This window comes from Rhizobium sp. AQ_MP (assembly GCF_014237835.1).
Classification (GTDB): Bacteria; Pseudomonadota; Alphaproteobacteria; order Rhizobiales; family Rhizobiaceae; genus Allorhizobium.
The window spans coordinates 71,788-87,577 of sequence record NZ_JACJVI010000013.1; the positions used below are offsets into that span (position 1 = coordinate 71,788).

Consider the following 15,790-nt stretch of genomic DNA (forward strand, 5'->3'; position numbering starts at 1 on the left):
GGCCTGTTTGATGTCAATGATTGCCAGCAGCTATGTGAACATGGGATAAGCGCTGAGGGGGAGGGGAGCCTTATGGCTCCGCAGGGGCGAGGTGCCTGATGAAGCTTAAAGAATTTGCCCAACAGATCGGATTGTCACCCACGACAGTGAGCCGTGCCTTGAGCGGTTACCCTGAAGTGAGCGAGGCTACGCGACTTCGCGTCATGGAAGAGGCTGGGCGACTAGGCTACCGGCCCAATATCAACGCCGTGCGCCTCGCCACCGGGCGGGCTGGTGCAATCGGCGTCGTCATGACGAGAGCCGGTGAGTATCAGTTCTCCGAATTTATGAGTGGCATGGCCGACCGTCTGAACAGAGAAGACCTGGACATCTTGATCACGCCGAAAGCAGAGGACGACGCGGGAGACGAGCTGCAGCTATACCGGCGATTGGCGGAGAGCCGGCGCGTCGACGCTGTGGTGCTCCACTCACCACGACCAAACGACCCCCGCATTGCTCTGCTCCACCAGCTAAAGCTGCCGTTCATTGTACATGGCCGCTCGGCAACCGAGGTCCCGCATGCATGGCTCGACATCGACAATGAGGGTGCTGTACGCCGCAGCACAGAGCATCTACTTGATCTTGGTCATCGCAGGATAGCCTTGCTGAACGGTCGTGAGGGCCTGACCTTCACCATGCACCGCCTCGCTGGGTACAAGGCGGCCCTTGCCGATCGCGGCGTTGAGTTCGACCCGAAACTCGTAACATACGGCAACTTTACGGATGAGATCGGCTTCCGCTATGCCCGTTCCACCATGGAACAGCGACCACGGCCAACCGCATTTGTCGCTGGTTCAATGATGACGGCCCTTGGCGTTTATCGCGCTGCCCGCTCTATGAACCTGATCGTCGGCGAGGACATCTCCGTGGTCGCCCATGACGACGTGTTTCCTTACCTTACCGCCGAGAACATGTCGCCGTCACTTTCAACAACCCGCTCATCGATCCGTGCCGCAGGAAGCCGAATTGCTGACCTGATACTGCAAATGCTTTCGGGCCGCGAGGCGACCGATGTGAGGGAGCTCTGGCCGGTGGAGCTGATCCTGCGCGAAACGACGCGACCCGCGCCGCAGGATAGTGTCGCAAGGGAGTGATGCGGGGCCTTGCCGGATTTATTGGCTCGGCTGGTGGACTGATGGGCGGCAGTCAATCCCTTCAAGGAGATAAGCAGCCCAGAGAGTAACAGTGCGGGCCCTCAGGTTTCGCCGCCTGCTCATCTGTAGGCTGTGTCCTTGTGCTGCACATCAAGGTCGCGAACGAAGTCCTCCGCGCTGATTTTGCCGCGATCAACACTCCTGACACATCCGCCGGCGAAACCGAGATAACGACGAAGCCTGGCGCCGTGAGGATGATCTTGAACTGCGAGCTTGCGATGTCACGGTCCCTGATTGGCAAGCCTTCATCCTATTTGCCGGCTGAGGCGATCGGCAGTCGCGTCAGCCGCCGAAACTCATCGAGAAGATGGAGGGTCATCCGCGGCTCCTTGTCAGTCAGGAGCGTCAAACACCGGCCCGTTCGGACTGAAGTTGAAGCTTTCGAGCCGAAAGTGCCCGTCACTCAACGCAAGCACGGTGACACTTGCGGGACCAACCGGGATGATCCGCTTTGGTGGCAGTGAGAGCAGGCCATCAAGCAGGGCGCGAATGACACCCCCGTGACATACGACCAGAAGACGGTCTCGGGTTGCATCGCAAGCATCTGTCAGAGCTTTGAGGGTGCGGCTGCGGAAGTCGTGCCAGCTTTCGCCTTGTGGGGGCACGAAGGTGCCGGCGCGCCAGCCCCGGTAAGCCTCTTCATCTGCCGCGATCAGGTCCGCAATCGCATGCCCCGTCCAGTCGCCCACATCGATCTCCCGGAATTCTCTCGAGCGAACCGCATCTTCGAAGCCAAGAAGTGCGGCGGTCTTGCGTGCACGTAACAGGTCGGACGTTAGGACATGATCCGGCGCCATGGCTTCGATCACAGGACGCAGTGCTTCGGCTTGGGCTACACCGCGGGCCGACAGATCGATGTCTGCCTGACCTTGGAGCCGGCGCACCGAGTTCCACTCACTTTCCCCGTGCCTCACCAAAAAGATACGCATCATCAGACGCGGCCTCCCTCGTTGGTGAAGAAGCCGCTCGGATTCCGCGGTAGCTGAAAATGGACTTCGTCACCGACGATCAAGTCCGGCAGCAGGTCAACGATCGCGGTGAGGCGAAGACCATTTCGAACACCTGTGACCATGAAACGCCCGGCCATGGGGCTTGCTTCTGCAAAGTCGAGTGTCAGCGTGCGAGCAGACGGAGCTGCTGCGAGTTCTAGCTCCTCCGGTCTGAACATTGCGGATCCTGATTGGCCTTCGAGCTCGCCGTCTGACCACTTATCCCAGAAAATGCCATTGCTGACGGGAATGAGGTTTGCGGGTGGCGTGCCGACGAATGTCGCAACGAAAGCAGTCTGGGGATCGGTGACGAGGTCTTTTGGACTGCCAAACCGCTCGATGCGCCCGCCATGTAACAGTGCGGCACAGTTGCTGAACGACAGGTCGCGGGCTCGTATCCCATCGCAGCACCTATCTCTCAGGTCGCACAGCGAACCGTTCTGCATGACGGCTTTAATGAGCGGCTTGCGCCTGCTGGTAAAGCGTCGCACCAACTTTTTGTGCTGCGGCCGCCAGGCGTTTGTCTCTTGTCCACAAGCTTGCGCGCCCGTCGAGCAGTGTTGACGTCAACAAGTGCGCGTCTGTGTAACCGATCCCCATGCTGAATATCGAATGCCGATCAATTACCGTCATGACCTCTTTATGGGTCGCGATCGTTGCTTCGCGCTGAGCGGCTAGGAAAGCTATGACGGCATCCCGCTCTCGTAGGCTACCAAGCGCCAGTTCGCCGACAACAAAAGGGTGGCAGAGCAGTAGGTCATCAGTGATGATTTTCCCTAGTTCTGCGTCACCATATCGAAAATGGTCGATCCAGATTGAGGTGTCGACCAGGATCACTTGACTACGTCGCTCCGTCGGCGCGTTGACGCCTCAGCCTCTGGCATTGAGCCACCAAGGGCGATCAGCCGTTTGCCAGATTCCACACGCACAAGGGTCTCCAGCGCCTGTCGAACAAGAGCTGCTGTTTCCTTCGTGCCCGTGAGGGACCTGGCCCTTTCGATGAGATTGTCATCGAGATTTATGGTAGACCGCATGTCAGAACTCCTGAAGATGAATGGTCTAGTTAGCACCATTTGGTGCTAGTTTCTACGCCTCGCGGAGTCGATGCTTATTGTATTTCAAGCCGTCGGTTCGACCTAGTTCAAGGTGTCGACGGGGACCGTGGCGCAACTTCAAAGCCGTGGAGTTCGCCACGCTCGAATGGGTCGATTGGTTAAACAACCGCCGCCTCTTGGAGCCCATCGGAAACATTCCGCCCGCCGAGGCCGAAGAACGATACCCTGCCATGCTGGACGCCCCAGCTATGGCCGCATAACTTAAACCAAACGGTCTCTGGCAAAGCCGGCGCGGTTCAGATCGATGCCCAAAACATAGGGCCATTCGAATATCGAAAAAGTAGCTTAGGACAATGGATCTAATCTTGCTTGACCGGGTTTAGGTCACATGTTCGATCTGAACGAGTGGTCCCCCGATCCATATATCCTGGTGCTGACGGTGCTTGGCATTCTGATTGCGCTCGTCGCTTGGTTGCCTTTGGCTCTCAAACGTCTTCCGCTCTCATTGCCGATCATCTGCATTGCGTTGGGAGCAGCATTGTTTCTGGCCCCACAGATGTCGGACCAGCCGCTACCTTTCACCTATCCCGAGTTCACGGAACGCTTCACCGAGTTCGTGGTCATCATCGCTTTGATGGGGGCTGGCCTGAAGCTGGACCGTGTGTTCAGTTGGCGGCGATGGGATGTGACCTGGCGGCTTCTGGCATTGACCATGCCGCTGAGTATCGTGGCCATCGCGCTGATTGGCGTTTGGGGCTTGGGCCTTTCCTTGCCTGTCGCGCTTTTGCTTGGTGCAAGCCTGGCGCCGACCGATCCTGTTCTCGCCGCAGACGTACAGGTAGGTCCTCCGAAGTCAGGCCAGGAAGACAAGGTGCGATTTGGCCTCACATCAGAGGCTGGACTGAACGATGGGTTGGCATTTCCCTTCGTGAACCTCGCCATAGCACTCAGCCTTGCAGCCACAACAAAAGAGCCTTGGCTGGGAACCTGGATCCTTCACAACGTGCTTTGGGAAATTGGCGCCGGGATCGTGGGCGGCTGGCTGGTCGGCCGGATATTCGGTTGGCTCACCTTCCGGGTCCCCGCTGACACCCGCTTGTCTCAGACAGGGGACGGATTGATCGCGATTGCGGCAACCTTCGTTTCCTATGGCCTGACGGAGATGATCGAATGCTACGGCTTCTTGGCGGTGTTCATTACAGCGCTTACTCTTCGCCAGGCTCACCGGCAGCATGACTTTCATCGTGAGATGCATGATGTGACCGAGCAGGTCGAACGTCTCGCCATGATGATCTTGTTGGTCCTTTTCGGAGGGGCATTGGTGAGTGGTCTTCTTGCCCCGCTTCGCGCCATCGATGTGGTTGCCGCCTTTGTCATTCTGCTCATCATTCGCCCTTTTGCAGGCTTGATCGGATTGCTTGGCTTCAAGGCGAGTTGGAGCGAAAAGCTTACGCTTGCCTTTTTCGGGATCCGTGGCGTCGGATCATTCTACTATCTCGCCTACGGCCTCAACCATATGTCGGTTGAAGGTGGCGAGAGGCTATGGGCGATTGTCGGCTTGGTGGTGCTGCTGTCGGTTCTTCTGCACGGCTTAACCGTGACCCCGATCATGCGCCTGCTCGATCGCAGCCAAGGGCGAGACCCGGATTCTGAAGGCTTGCCTCCGCCTGGGCTGCAGGGTCCGGCCTCGTGAGTTGCGAACCTATGCGTTGATGACAGCGTCAGACCAAGAGCACCATAGATCTCCAAGAAGAGGCTGCTCGAACTCCATTCCCGAAGGACGCGTTCGCAAGGCTAATGACCGACGAGGTTGGCAAGCTCTTGAAGGAAAGCCTCAGCGAGGTCGATCTATGTGCCGCCATATGCGACTATACTGCAGAGATCGGTCCGTCGGCACTGGCTGACGACGAGCGCGAAATTGAAGGCGGCAAGGGCTATGTCACGCACGCGCCTCTGGGCGTGATCTACGGCATTCAGCCTTGGAATTTCCCTGCCTATCAAGCCGTCCGGTACTCGATCGCCAGCCTCAAGGCAGGCAACCGGCAGCCACTACAGGCGGCCCGTTGCCAGTCAATGCGTCAGCAATGCGCCGAAGTAAAGAATTGGTGCCTTAGCACTTCAACCGAACTGAGGTGCCACGGCACTAATGCACGCTGCAGAATCGCGGTGTTCTTCGCTCCTTTTTCCTCTCCGAACTGCAGCATGCGCGTAGCTACCGACTGCGCCTTCGTCTCCGACCCGGCAGCCTTCCTTGCCGCTCTCTAGCTCTCGCACGCGGCGAACGCCCACGCCTGCAACGCTGGCGAGTTGTTCCTGGGTGAGTTGCTGACGCTTTCGCTCCGTGCGGATAAGCTGGACGAGGGCTCCCCCGTCAAAGACAGTTGCCAATAATCCCTTTCGGGATGATCGAAGCGGAATTGCAAAGTAATTGTACAAAAAACAACCGAACGGGATGACTATCATTGGAGCCCTCGGCAGAGCCGGAATCACCCAGAGCGGGACCCCTGAGAAATCTGTGAGGGGAAGGCGCTGAAGCGAACCGTCCTGAGCCCATGACCCGGGGCGCTGTGCCGGATAAGTAAAGCGGAAAACCGTTCCGGGAGTGGCACGCTCCAGTCAGCTAGGTCATTGAATAGTAAATAAGGGAGGTCGGCTGGGGAGCGTCGAACCTCAATGTCTTCAGAGACTTGAATAAAGCCCTTAATTTGCCTTTGTTTTTCCGACGCAAGCGACCGTGGATGCCATCTTTGTGCCGTGGCCTTGGGCTGACGTCAGCATTGTGGGAGAGCGGCAATTGATCTCGTTCTCCCGCGCCCACGTCGGCGGCTGATCGTGTCGCTCTAGATCGAGTTGTGGGCATGGAGTCAAAGGGAGGTCGGAAACGTTTGGTTGGCGCCAAAAGTTGTGCTGTTCGCGGTATTAACAATAAGGTCAACTATGCGCAAAGTCTGTTGGTAAAGTGCGAGTTCACCGGCTTTCTCGAGAGGTTGCAGACGGATGCGAGGATTTCTCCTTTCTATTCGCCGAAAACTCGTCTCGTCGAAGACGCCGTCTTCTTTCGGTGCAACCCATGTCAATGGCACTGACAAGGTGTCGATGGCCGGGTCGATGTCAGATCGGGCAAGCAGAAGCTCACGGACAAAGGTCTGATGCCCTTGGGCCAGCAGGTGCGAACAGGCGTTTCGAATGAAGGGTGCGAGATTGGGGTCCGTACAGGTTGCGTAATCGAGTGGACGGGTGCGATAGGCGCGCTCGATATACCAATCTACCCCATAGGTCTGGATCATCCGATGGGCTTGCTTGGCCATCAGGTCGACCAGCCAGGGCAACATCCCGACGAGCCGCATCATAGCCTGTTGTGTCGGCTGTAATCGCCGGATGCCGCTGCGATCAAGCACACCCGTATAGCCGATGGCGATAAGCGCATGGAACCGGTCGGGACGCAGGCTGGCTTCCGCGAGCAGGGGCAAGACGCCGTTGCTCAGCCCGATCGCGATACAGCGTGCCTTGACGACATGGTCGAGGAAGCCGCGCAGCGCAGTGATATTGTCTTCCAGTGGAGACAAATTGGGATGCTGGCTGGAATTGCCGAAGCCTGGTCGAGAAAGGGCCAGAAGCTTGATCCCGGCATCTCGCAACTGGCCTTCGCTGTCGGGTGGCAGCAAATAGCACATCGGCAGGCCGCGACAGAGCACGACGGGTCGACCATTCGGATCACCGAGCCATGTCCAGGCAATGGAGCGCCCGTCCGGCAGGCTGAGTATCTCTTCGCGTCCAAGCGGATCTCTCCATGTATCGGTCTTGCCCTGACGGTCCTGAATGGCCCGCCCGGCGGTCATTGCGAGAAGCCGCATGAGTTCGACCTGTGAGGGTGCTTCCGTTTTAGCCATGATGCTCTTGAGCTGGGTACGCACTGTCAGTAGCGATACATTGCGGGCGGCAGCGGTAGCCGCAACATCACGGACACGGAAGAAGATCCGCGCGATTTCCACTTCGGCGGCCGAGAGCCCGAAGGCTTGCGCGAGCATCTCTGAAGCGCGATCGGTCCACTCGATTTCCAAGGAACGGATGACGACAAAGGCGGCCCCATCGTTCTTTGGGGCAAGAAGCCACGCCTCGGCCAGAATGGGGTCACCGTCATCCACCGGAGACATCCGCAGAATGGCCTGGGAGCGATTGGCACGCTTGTTTGCTGCGCGCATCATGGTTCGAAAGGCGTCCAGCGACCGAGGGTCTATTCTGTCGAGATCAAGGAAACTGCCCTGTCGTGCACCGAGAACGGATGCTCCTGCGGTATTGGTGACAACGACGCGACCTTCGGGGGACAGAACGAGTGCCGGGCCGGGTACGTCCTGCACGGCACGCGCCAAGGGATCGTTCTCCGCAGGAATGTCGAGTCCGTCGAGCGTTTGGCGAGCCAGGGCAAGCTGTGCCAGAAGCGTACTCGACAATTGCGTCGATGCTTTCTCATCGTCCGGAATTCGACCGAGTTTCGCCTGCCAACTGTCGATCATGGCGTCGAAAGCCTCTTGATCGACAATGGCGCGATAGGTGTTCGAGATGATGTCGAGGTCCATGTCTGGATCTATCATCCCGGAAGCAACCGGCCCTTCCTTGTGGTCCATTCCTGCCTTCACTGCATGCTTCGAACGTCCTTCATCTCTGTGCACAGCCAATCTCCTGCCAAAAGCCTTGATCGGGATGATACGCCAAATGGGGTATGCGCCAAATGACGGGTATCACTAGAAAGGTAGAGGAGAAGAGCTGGAGGAGAGGTCATCATGCCATTGCTGTCCATTCGATCGCAGGATTTCGATCGGGCAAGCCGCGTCGATGCGTTTCGCAATGTCGTTGCCAGTATGACTAGGGTCGACTTCATTCCCGATGACCGGCAGCACTTCAATTCGGAGACATCGATCGCCGTCCTGCCCGGTGTGATCATCGGACATGGTCGGCATTCTGCGTCGAGAGCCATCCGGACACGCAGCCATGCCGCCGAGTGTAGCGACGACGTGATGTTTCATATTCCGCTGGCCGGCGGTGGCACGATCTCGCAGATCGGCGGCAAGGAAGAGGTTTTGCGTGCCGGAACTGTCTATGTCGATCCGGGCGACGTGCCCGGGACTGTGCGGTTCGGTGGCCAATACATGGAGGGCATTTATGTCTCCATTCCAAAGGCACATCTCGGAATGGCTGAGGCAGGACTTCAGGCTGTGCTTCGGCGTTCTGCACCGCTCACACCGCAATGGCGGCTTTTTCTGAATTACGCCCGCAGTCTGCATGCCGAACTGCCAGCCCTTGCTCCTGAGGAGGCAGCACAATGCGTGGCGCATGTGCAGGATCTTGCCTTGATGGCGCTGGGGGCGACGCGGGAGGCGACCGAGATTGCCGCCGGACGCGGGGTGCGGGCGGCACGATTGAAGGAAGTAAAAAGACAGATCGAGCAAAATCTCTTCTCGGCTGAATTGAGTGCCGAAAGTGTCGCAAGCCGGCTGGGCTTCTCCTCGCGCTATCTTCGCGCCCTCTTTGAGCGGGAGGGAACCTCTTTCCGCGACTATGTGGCGAGCCGGCGTCTGGCGTGTGCCTATCGCATGCTGAGCGACCCGACTTTGCAGCATCTCAACATCGCTCAGATCGCCATGGAGTCGGGGTTTGGGGACCTGTCCTGGTTCAACACCCGCTTCAAACAGACCTACGGTATGACACCAAGGGACGTGCGAACGGGTCACGCTTAACCAGCGAGCCCGGACAAACGTAACAAACCCTTGTGCCATTGCACCCGCAAACGGGTGCCATCAGGCCCAAGACCGACGCTTCATCGAAATCTACTGTCTGTTCTGGCAGGCATTCCCTTGCCAGGACATGCTCCTTCGTGACCTTCTTAAGGATCCAGTTCTATGTGGAATTTCAGTTTATCCAGAGCTCTGTCGCTTATGGCGCGCACGGCTCCCTTTCTTCTCTTCCGGATGGCCGTCTATTTCGCCATGGCTTGCGCCTATGTGATCGCGACCGGAACGGGGGCCGCGATCGGTTATGGCGTTGGCCAGTTCGGAGATGCAGATTTCCTGGCGTCCAGCACGGCACTTGGAGGGCTCACTGGCTTTGGCCTCGTGGCGGCGATCCTCTATCTTCTGCGGGAATATCTGCTCTATCTCGTCAAGGCGGGGCATATCGCCGTGCTCGTGGAACTGATGGACGATCGAGCGCTGCCTGCGGGCGAAGGGCAGGTGAGCCATGGCAGCCGGATGGTGCGCGAACGCTTCACCGAGGCCAGCGTGCTTTTCGGTATCGACCAGCTCGTGAAAGGTGTGATTGCCGCCATTGCAGGGCTCATTGAGGGTATCGCGTCGCTCCTGCCCATCCCCGGCCTTGATACGGCAGCCCGCTTCTTCAGAAGTTTCCTCAAGATCGCTGTCGGCTTTACGGACGAAGTGATCCTTGCCCACGCCCTGCGAACCCGTGCAACCAATCCCTGGGCTTCGGCGGAAGAGGCTCTGGTTCTTTATGGCCAGAACTACAAGACCATGTTGCGCAACGCGGCCTGGCTCGCGGTCATGATCTACGGGCTCTCCTTCGTCGTGTTCCTGCTGGCGCTCGCGCCTGCTGCTGCCCTCGTCTATCTGATGCCCGGCGCGTTTGGCGCGGGCGGCTTCGTCTTTGCCCTGCTCTTCGCCTGGGCCTTCAAGGCGGCTTTACTCGAACCGCTCGCAGTTACCTGCATGTTGCAGGTCTATTTCAAGACGACGGATGGACAGGTGCCGGATCCGCAATGGCGGGCACGTCTCCAGGACCTCTCGGGAAAATTCAGAGACATCGGCAGCAAGGCTGCAAGCTGGGCATCGGGTCGGCAGACACCTGTCCGCCCCCTCGTGGCATCGGCTTGAGAGGAACAGATTCATGAAAAACGCTTTGCTGCAAACCGGCAGTCTGCTTGCAGGACTCCTGCTTGTTCAAATCCCGACCGGGCAGGCCGAAGACGCGCCACGCACGATCATCGTCATGGATGGATCAGGCTCCATGTGGGGGCAGATCGACGGTCGGCCGAAACTCGAAATCGCCCGCGAGGCGGTAGCAGACGTGGTGACCCGTCTGCCGGCGGAGCAGGAACTCGGGCTGATCGCCTATGGTCACCGCTCCAAGGGCAATTGCGGAGATATCGAGCTTCTGGTGCCGCCGGGCAAAAACACTGGTGAAACGGTCGTCGGCGCGGTCAATGAAATGCGCTTTCTTGGAAAGACCCCTCTGTCGGCAGCCGTCAGGCAGGCCGCCGAGGCGCTGCGCTATGGTGAGGAAAGTGCAACCGTCGTGCTCGTGACTGACGGTCTGGAGACCTGCGAGGCGGACCCTTGTGCGCTGGCTTCGGAACTGGAGGCGGCAGGCGTCAATTTCACTGCCCATGTGGTCGGCTTCGGGCTGTCAAAGGAAGAGGGCGCCCAAGTCGCCTGCCTCGCCGAAAACACGGGCGGGCGGTACATTGAGGCGGCAAATGCCGGCGCGCTCAGCGATGCACTGAGCGAAGCGATGACCATGGCGCCGCCGCTAGAGACCACCCATTTCCCGGGCCGCCCACTCATGCCCAGAATTCAACTTCAGCCGACAGGGCAGTCGATCGGGCCTGAAGTTGCAACCCCGCAGCAGCCCGATTTCCCCCGCGACGGTACAGCCGAAGAATGCCGCGCTTTGGCTGAATCCGATGTGGCAACTGCAGCCTGGATGTTCGAACCGCCCGGAAGCTATTTCGTCGAAGAACCCCGCTGCCGTCTTTTCAGCTATTCGACGGAAATGGATTGGGCGGAATTGCCGCCGGAAGACGGCTGGGTTTCCGGTTTTAAGACGGATGCAATCCTTTTTGTGCGTCCTCTAGAGGCGGCGGCAATTGAGCCCGGCAAGGCCGGTATGGTGAACCGGGGACCGTATGCGGTCGGCGTTGCGCAGATTGAGCTCGGCGTCATTGAAGCTGGAAGCGAGACGGGCGGCGCAGCGCTCGCCTTGAGGCTCTACCCGATCGGGAACGTCACTCCGGACACTGCTATCACCTATAGTACGGTTGAAGGAACCAAAGGCGCCAAGGACGCTGCAATCGAGCTTGCCGCACCTGGTACCTATCTTCTCAGATTGGAAACCTGGGGCGGAGACAAGCTCGACGAAATGGAAATCCTTGTCGAGACGGGCCCTGTCGTAACGCTCAAGGCTCCATCTGTCGTCGCACCGGGCGCCCCGATCGGAATTGAAACCACAGGCAGTCAGTTGCGCAGCGACCGAATCGAGATCTGGCAGGGCGAAAACCAGATCGACTGGGGCCGAACACTCAGCGAACTTGCTGCGGGCCAGCCTCTGACTGCGCCGGCCGAACCAGGCACCTATGATCTCGTCTACAAGGGTTACGATGCGTCTGGTGAGCGCAGGGAAAAGGCGCGCCTTTCCTTCGACGTCGGCACGCCGGATGCGACGGGATCGGCAGGTGATGTACCGAAGAAAAAGGCTGACGCCGGCCCCGGCGCAGCCACCGATGTGGGCGAGGATGTTGCCTATTCTTGCGAGGGGCCCGCGCCTTGCTCCGTCACCGATGCTCGCACCGGTCTTTCCTTTATGCTGCCCGCAGGCTGGTGGACGGATCATCCCACGACCGAGGGATACACGAGCGGTGCTCAAGCGGCAGGCGATGTTTTTCCCCCGCGGGTCAATTTCTTCCGCAAGGATACAGACGACGCGCTGGTCCTTGGCCCACGCCAGTGGACCGCCATGAACGGCCCATGCGAAAATGTGGGCGCTCTCGGCCAGTTCTGCATGTTTGAGAGCGCAGATCCGCAGGTTCTGGCCGCCTATCAGCTCGTTCGCACCACGCTGAAGTGGCAGGCCCGCCCATTAGGCCAACCGACTTCCGGAAATGCGCAGACAAGGCAGGACACGGCTGCTCTAGTGACAGCCAGCTTCCGTATCCCTCAAAACCTGCCGCAGCGACCTCTCTGGTGGTCTGCAGTCCCTGTGGGCCCGGGCATTCCAATGGATGCCTGGGCGCCGCAGGAGGAGTTGACCGTCGGGCAGGGAGAGTTTGTGCCTGGGCGCTATGAGGTGACAGCCACAACGACTGGTGAGCCGGAATACCGCGCAGTGGTCGATGTCATCGCCGGCGCCGAGAATGACTTTGTCATCCCGCCTGTCGCGGAAAATGGCAAGGGGCAGTCCTCCGCATCTGCGCCGGACATCGCGACCAGTGTAAGACAGGGCCTCGCCGGGCAGGATGCCGAAACGCAGGCGATGCTGGAAGCGCTCGTTGGGGCATTGGACGCCACGCCACGCACCTCACAAAACAGCGCCGCCAATGACTGCGGCGACGATGACGGACATGGTCCTGACGCCTGCGAGAACGGCATGGAGGCTGGCGGCAAGGCATTTTCGGACTACCCCTATCGATGCCTGCCAGGTGACCGGACGGTTCCAAACTGCGACATACGGGATGGGCTGAGCAACCTCTTCTTCCACCTGCCGGAGAACTGGGTGGCTGAGGTGGAGCCTTCCGCCCCGTTCCCGCGTGCCGAATTTGCGGAGCAGGCGGGTTCAGCCCATTCGCTCTGGCTTAATCCGAGGGAATGGCCGCTTGGCAATCAGGGCTGTGTCCTGACACGGGTTGGGCAATTATGTGCGGATCCCGACAGGGGAGATGAAAAGCTTGCACGAGTGCTGCAGACCCTCCAGTTCACGCTGACCACAGGTCAGGTTCTGCGCCGTTGCGGCGACGCAGATTGTGACTTCGCCCACCCCAATCCTGCGCTCTCTGGAAAGCTGCCGGCGCTCTGGTCGGTCGAGGTTGGGCGCAGGCTGCCAGACGGTCGGGTCTCCACCTGGTTCTGGGATCGCGATCCCGCCGGTAATTTCAAGCTCATCGGTCTCAATCAGCCAGGTGGAGAGAATTGCCTTGAGGCCGGGGAGGCCCAGATGCTCTGCGAGTTCACACCCTACATTTCGACGGACGAGTTCGATCTCATCCGCAAAAACCTGAAAATCGGAACCTATGCGTCATCTGCTCCAAGAACCCTTGCGCCTGCCGAATTCGACAGCGCCCTTTCCATAGTCAGGGGGAACTGAACCATGCGCCGCCAAATCCTTGCGACAAGCCTCGTCCTTCTGGCGACTGCCTCTGTTTCTTTCGCCGCTGGCGGTTGCAACAGTCCTGTGATCTCCATTGATGCAGACGGACAGGCGGAATTCATTTCCCCTGACCGGGAGGTAAAGCGCGACATGGAGACGTTCTTTGGTGCGTCGCCTCAGTCCGATTCTATTCTCGTCGTCGACGCGCGAAGACGTCAGGGCACATGGATCGCACGGACGGACCTGCCAAGGGTCCTCGTCGGTTTCGGCGCTGAAAGTGATGGCTTTATCTACACGGGTCCAAGCCACTGCCTGCCACCCGGCTTGCCGATTGAGTTGCCGGAAAAAGAGCGCCAGCCGGAAGAGCTTCCACCCGGACAGCCGCCAATCGAACTTTTCCACAATATCGAGCCGCAGTCCGGTCTTTGGCAGGCGCGTCTCGGTGACACGCGGCTTGAAGGTTGCCCAAGCCTGATGCAACAGGCGTTTCCGAAGTCGCCTGGTGCCCTGCCAGCAGAATGGCTGGCGCCGCGAAAACTCGATTTCGAGACGCCGTTCCATCCCGACCAGCTTGAAATGTCTCGACGACTGTCGGCCGAAGGGCTGAGCTCGATTGCTTGGCGCAATGCGGGGGAGAATGCCTGGACGACCGAAGTCTTTCCTGAGCTTTTCGGCCAGATGCCCGCGGGGCAGGGGGCAGGCAGCAAGATGACCTGGCGCCTCACGCTCAAGAGTGAGACGGAGATCGAGCATGTCTCTACTGTTCAGATCGTTTTGCCGAAGGAAGCCGCCGCCGTGCTGGGCGGAAGTGCCAACTGCCGCATGATCAGTCGTAACCATTGGGTCAGGGTTTCTGATTGATCTGAGCGATTGTGAGTACACCGAAAAACGAGGCGAGCGGGAGAGCAAGGATCTGTGATTCAGCCAGCCACATATCGCTCCGACCGCGTGGGAATGAAGGTCCCTAGCCGATTTTACCAGACCCGTTTCAGGACGAAGGATGGCCTGATGAGCGGCCCTCATCATTCTTCAAGTTGTTGAGAAGACGTCGCTTTTCTGTGAAAAACAGCCGCCGAATTTTCGCGGAAAACCGACCTAGAATCGTCCGCTGGAGAGCCTATATTCTCACATAATTTCAAAGGCTTAGCAAAGTTGCCTTTGATTTACCTGTGTTTTCCTACCGCGAGCGACCGTGGATGCCATCTTTGTGCCCTGGCTTTGGGCCGACGTCAACATGGCGGGAGAGCGGCAATTGTTTCCGCTGCCGAGCGCCAAGCCGGAGGTGAAGCTAGCGTTTTGCGTACCGCTTCATCTGTGTCGCCATAGTCGTCCGCTCCGAGTGAGCTTTTGAAGCAAGGTTGCCCGTCGGTATTGGGTTGGCACATTGTCGGTTCGACAAAGTCATATGCTGCGGCGGATCACGACCTTCGGCTGAACCACCACATGCTGCGCCTCTTCACGTCCTTCGATGCGGCTGAGCAGCAACTCACTCGCGCGAGCTCCAAGCTCAGATGGGTTCTGGTTGACGCTGGAGAGGCTGACGGCTGGCTGTCCAGCGAGCGAACAATCGTCATAGCCGATGACGGCAAGCGAGCCGGGGACCTCCACGCCCGCCCCGTGGCAGGCTGCGAGCAGAGGGATTGCATCGAGATCGGACCACGCGAAGATCGCGCGCGGTCTGTCTTTCGAAGAGAGGAGGGCGGCCAGTTCCCTCGCCCTGGGCTCGCTTGGGTGGGGGTGGCGGATGATCCGTGTCTTGTCTTCCAACCCGATCTCAGCCATGGCCGCCTTATATCCCGCCTCACGCTGCGCCGCGACGACCGAACCGGGGCTGTCCGACCTGTTATAGCTCAGCATGGCGATGTCGCTGTAGCCCCGGGATGCCAGCGCTTCGATGGCCATCTGCGCGCCCACGAAATCGTCCGAATTGACCGTGTCGTACAAGGTTGCCTGGGGTTCATGATGGGCAATGGCGACGATGGGGATCTGGGTCGCATAGTGCGCCACCACACTTCCTGAGATCTGCGGCCCGATCAGGACCAGGCCATCCATCCTCGTGTCGATCATCGACTCGATCATCGATGTCTCAAGCTTGGAGGCCGCGCGGCCGACGCCGACCATAGCCTTGTAATTGGCCTTCTCGAGCCCGGCGTCGATCCCTTCAAGCAGAACCGGGACGAACGGGTTGGTGAGTTCCACGACGAGGATGCCCACAGTGTAAGTCCTGCCACGCATGGCGCGTGCTGCCGTCGACGGACGATACTTCAAAAGGTCGATGGCGTTTTCGACCTTGGTGCGCAGTGCCTCTGATACACCATAGGCATTGCGCAGAACCTTGGACACAGCGGCCACCGAAACGCCCGCATGCTCGGCGACATGGCGGATCGTCACGCGATCAGTCGATGAGCCAAGCTTCTGTTTTTCCATCGGTATTCCCGTCTGCGCATGATCCTTGCATCCACTA

At 59.1% G+C, this 15,790-nt stretch carries 13 protein-coding genes and 2 pseudogenes; 8 read left to right on the top strand and 7 right to left on the bottom strand.

Annotated features, from left to right (window positions below; all coding sequences use genetic code 11):
- The first annotated feature begins 98 nt into the window (after positions 1-98).
- Positions 99-1,133 (top strand): substrate-binding domain-containing protein, encoded by a 1,035-nt coding sequence (locus tag H6M51_RS17900; RefSeq protein WP_185811185.1) that lies wholly within the window; start codon positions 99-101, stop codon positions 1,131-1,133.
- Between the two features lie 392 nt (positions 1,134-1,525).
- Here the strand turns inward: H6M51_RS17900 and H6M51_RS17905 are convergent, their stop codons facing one another.
- The 4 genes from H6M51_RS17905 to H6M51_RS17920 are packed head-to-tail and all read right to left on the bottom strand — an operon-like array spanning position 1,526 to position 3,216.
- A complete protein-coding gene (locus H6M51_RS17905) occupies positions 1,526-2,125 on the bottom strand; it encodes a histidine phosphatase family protein (RefSeq protein WP_185811186.1) in 600 nt (199 codons plus the stop codon).
- On the bottom strand, positions 2,125-2,673 hold the full coding sequence (locus tag H6M51_RS17910) for a hypothetical protein (RefSeq protein ID WP_185811187.1): 549 nt from the start codon (positions 2,671-2,673) through the stop codon (positions 2,125-2,127). The genes H6M51_RS17905 and H6M51_RS17910 overlap by 1 nt, the downstream gene beginning before the upstream one ends.
- A complete protein-coding gene (locus H6M51_RS17915) occupies positions 2,636-3,019 on the bottom strand; it encodes a type II toxin-antitoxin system VapC family toxin (protein ID WP_185811188.1) in 384 nt (127 codons plus the stop codon). Before H6M51_RS17915 ends, H6M51_RS17910 begins: the two co-directional genes overlap by 38 nt.
- On the bottom strand, positions 3,016-3,216 hold the full coding sequence (locus H6M51_RS17920; RefSeq protein WP_185811189.1) for a type II toxin-antitoxin system VapB family antitoxin: 201 nt from the start codon (positions 3,214-3,216) through the stop codon (positions 3,016-3,018). The genes H6M51_RS17915 and H6M51_RS17920 overlap by 4 nt, the downstream gene beginning before the upstream one ends.
- A 116-nt stretch (positions 3,217-3,332) precedes the next feature.
- On the opposite strand from H6M51_RS17920, the pseudogene H6M51_RS17925 reads away from it, so the two are divergent.
- The 3 genes and pseudogenes from H6M51_RS17925 to H6M51_RS25055 form a co-directional block, all read left to right on the top strand.
- Positions 3,333-3,497: pseudogene (locus H6M51_RS17925) on the top strand (IS3 family transposase); the annotation flags it as partial.
- A 128-nt stretch (positions 3,498-3,625) separates the two neighbouring features.
- On the top strand, positions 3,626-4,930 hold the full coding sequence (locus H6M51_RS17930; protein WP_185811190.1) for a sodium:proton antiporter: 1,305 nt from the start codon (positions 3,626-3,628) through the stop codon (positions 4,928-4,930).
- Positions 4,931-4,974: 44 nt separating this feature from the next.
- A pseudogene (locus H6M51_RS25055) lies at positions 4,975-5,271 on the top strand (aldehyde dehydrogenase family protein); the annotation flags it as partial.
- A gap of 84 nt (positions 5,272-5,355) precedes the next feature.
- Here H6M51_RS25055 and H6M51_RS25060 read toward each other — a convergent pair.
- Entirely contained in the window at positions 5,356-5,625 is a 270-nt protein-coding gene (locus H6M51_RS25060; RefSeq protein ID WP_407073596.1) for a helix-turn-helix domain-containing protein, read from the bottom strand.
- Positions 5,626-6,101: 476 nt separating this feature from the next.
- Positions 6,102-7,607, bottom strand: coding sequence for an alpha/beta hydrolase (locus tag H6M51_RS17945; protein WP_185811192.1), 1,506 nt, complete (start codon positions 7,605-7,607; stop codon positions 6,102-6,104).
- 411 nt (positions 7,608-8,018) lie between these two features.
- Here H6M51_RS17945 and H6M51_RS17950 point away from each other — a divergent pair, with 411 nt between their 5' ends.
- The 4 genes from H6M51_RS17950 (at position 8,019) to H6M51_RS17965 (ending at position 14,187) form a co-directional block, all read left to right on the top strand.
- Positions 8,019-8,972, top strand: a complete 954-nt coding sequence (locus H6M51_RS17950; RefSeq protein ID WP_185811193.1) for an AraC family transcriptional regulator — start codon at positions 8,019-8,021, stop codon at positions 8,970-8,972.
- 162 nt (positions 8,973-9,134) lie between these two features.
- On the top strand, positions 9,135-10,121 hold the full coding sequence (locus H6M51_RS17955; RefSeq protein WP_185811194.1) for a hypothetical protein: 987 nt from the start codon (positions 9,135-9,137) through the stop codon (positions 10,119-10,121).
- 13 nt (positions 10,122-10,134) lie between these two features.
- Positions 10,135-13,323 (top strand): VWA domain-containing protein, encoded by a 3,189-nt coding sequence (locus H6M51_RS17960; protein ID WP_185811195.1) that lies wholly within the window; start codon positions 10,135-10,137, stop codon positions 13,321-13,323.
- A 3-nt stretch (positions 13,324-13,326) separates the two neighbouring features.
- Positions 13,327-14,187 carry a hypothetical protein gene (locus H6M51_RS17965; RefSeq protein ID WP_185811196.1) on the top strand — a complete coding sequence of 287 codons (861 nt, stop codon included), beginning with the start codon at positions 13,327-13,329 and terminating at the stop codon, positions 14,185-14,187.
- 540 nt (positions 14,188-14,727) lie between these two features.
- On the opposite strand, the gene H6M51_RS17970 is transcribed toward H6M51_RS17965, so the two are convergent.
- Positions 14,728-15,753 (bottom strand): LacI family DNA-binding transcriptional regulator, encoded by a 1,026-nt coding sequence (locus H6M51_RS17970; protein WP_185811197.1) that lies wholly within the window; start codon positions 15,751-15,753, stop codon positions 14,728-14,730.
- Between the last annotated feature and the right edge of the window lie 37 nt (positions 15,754-15,790).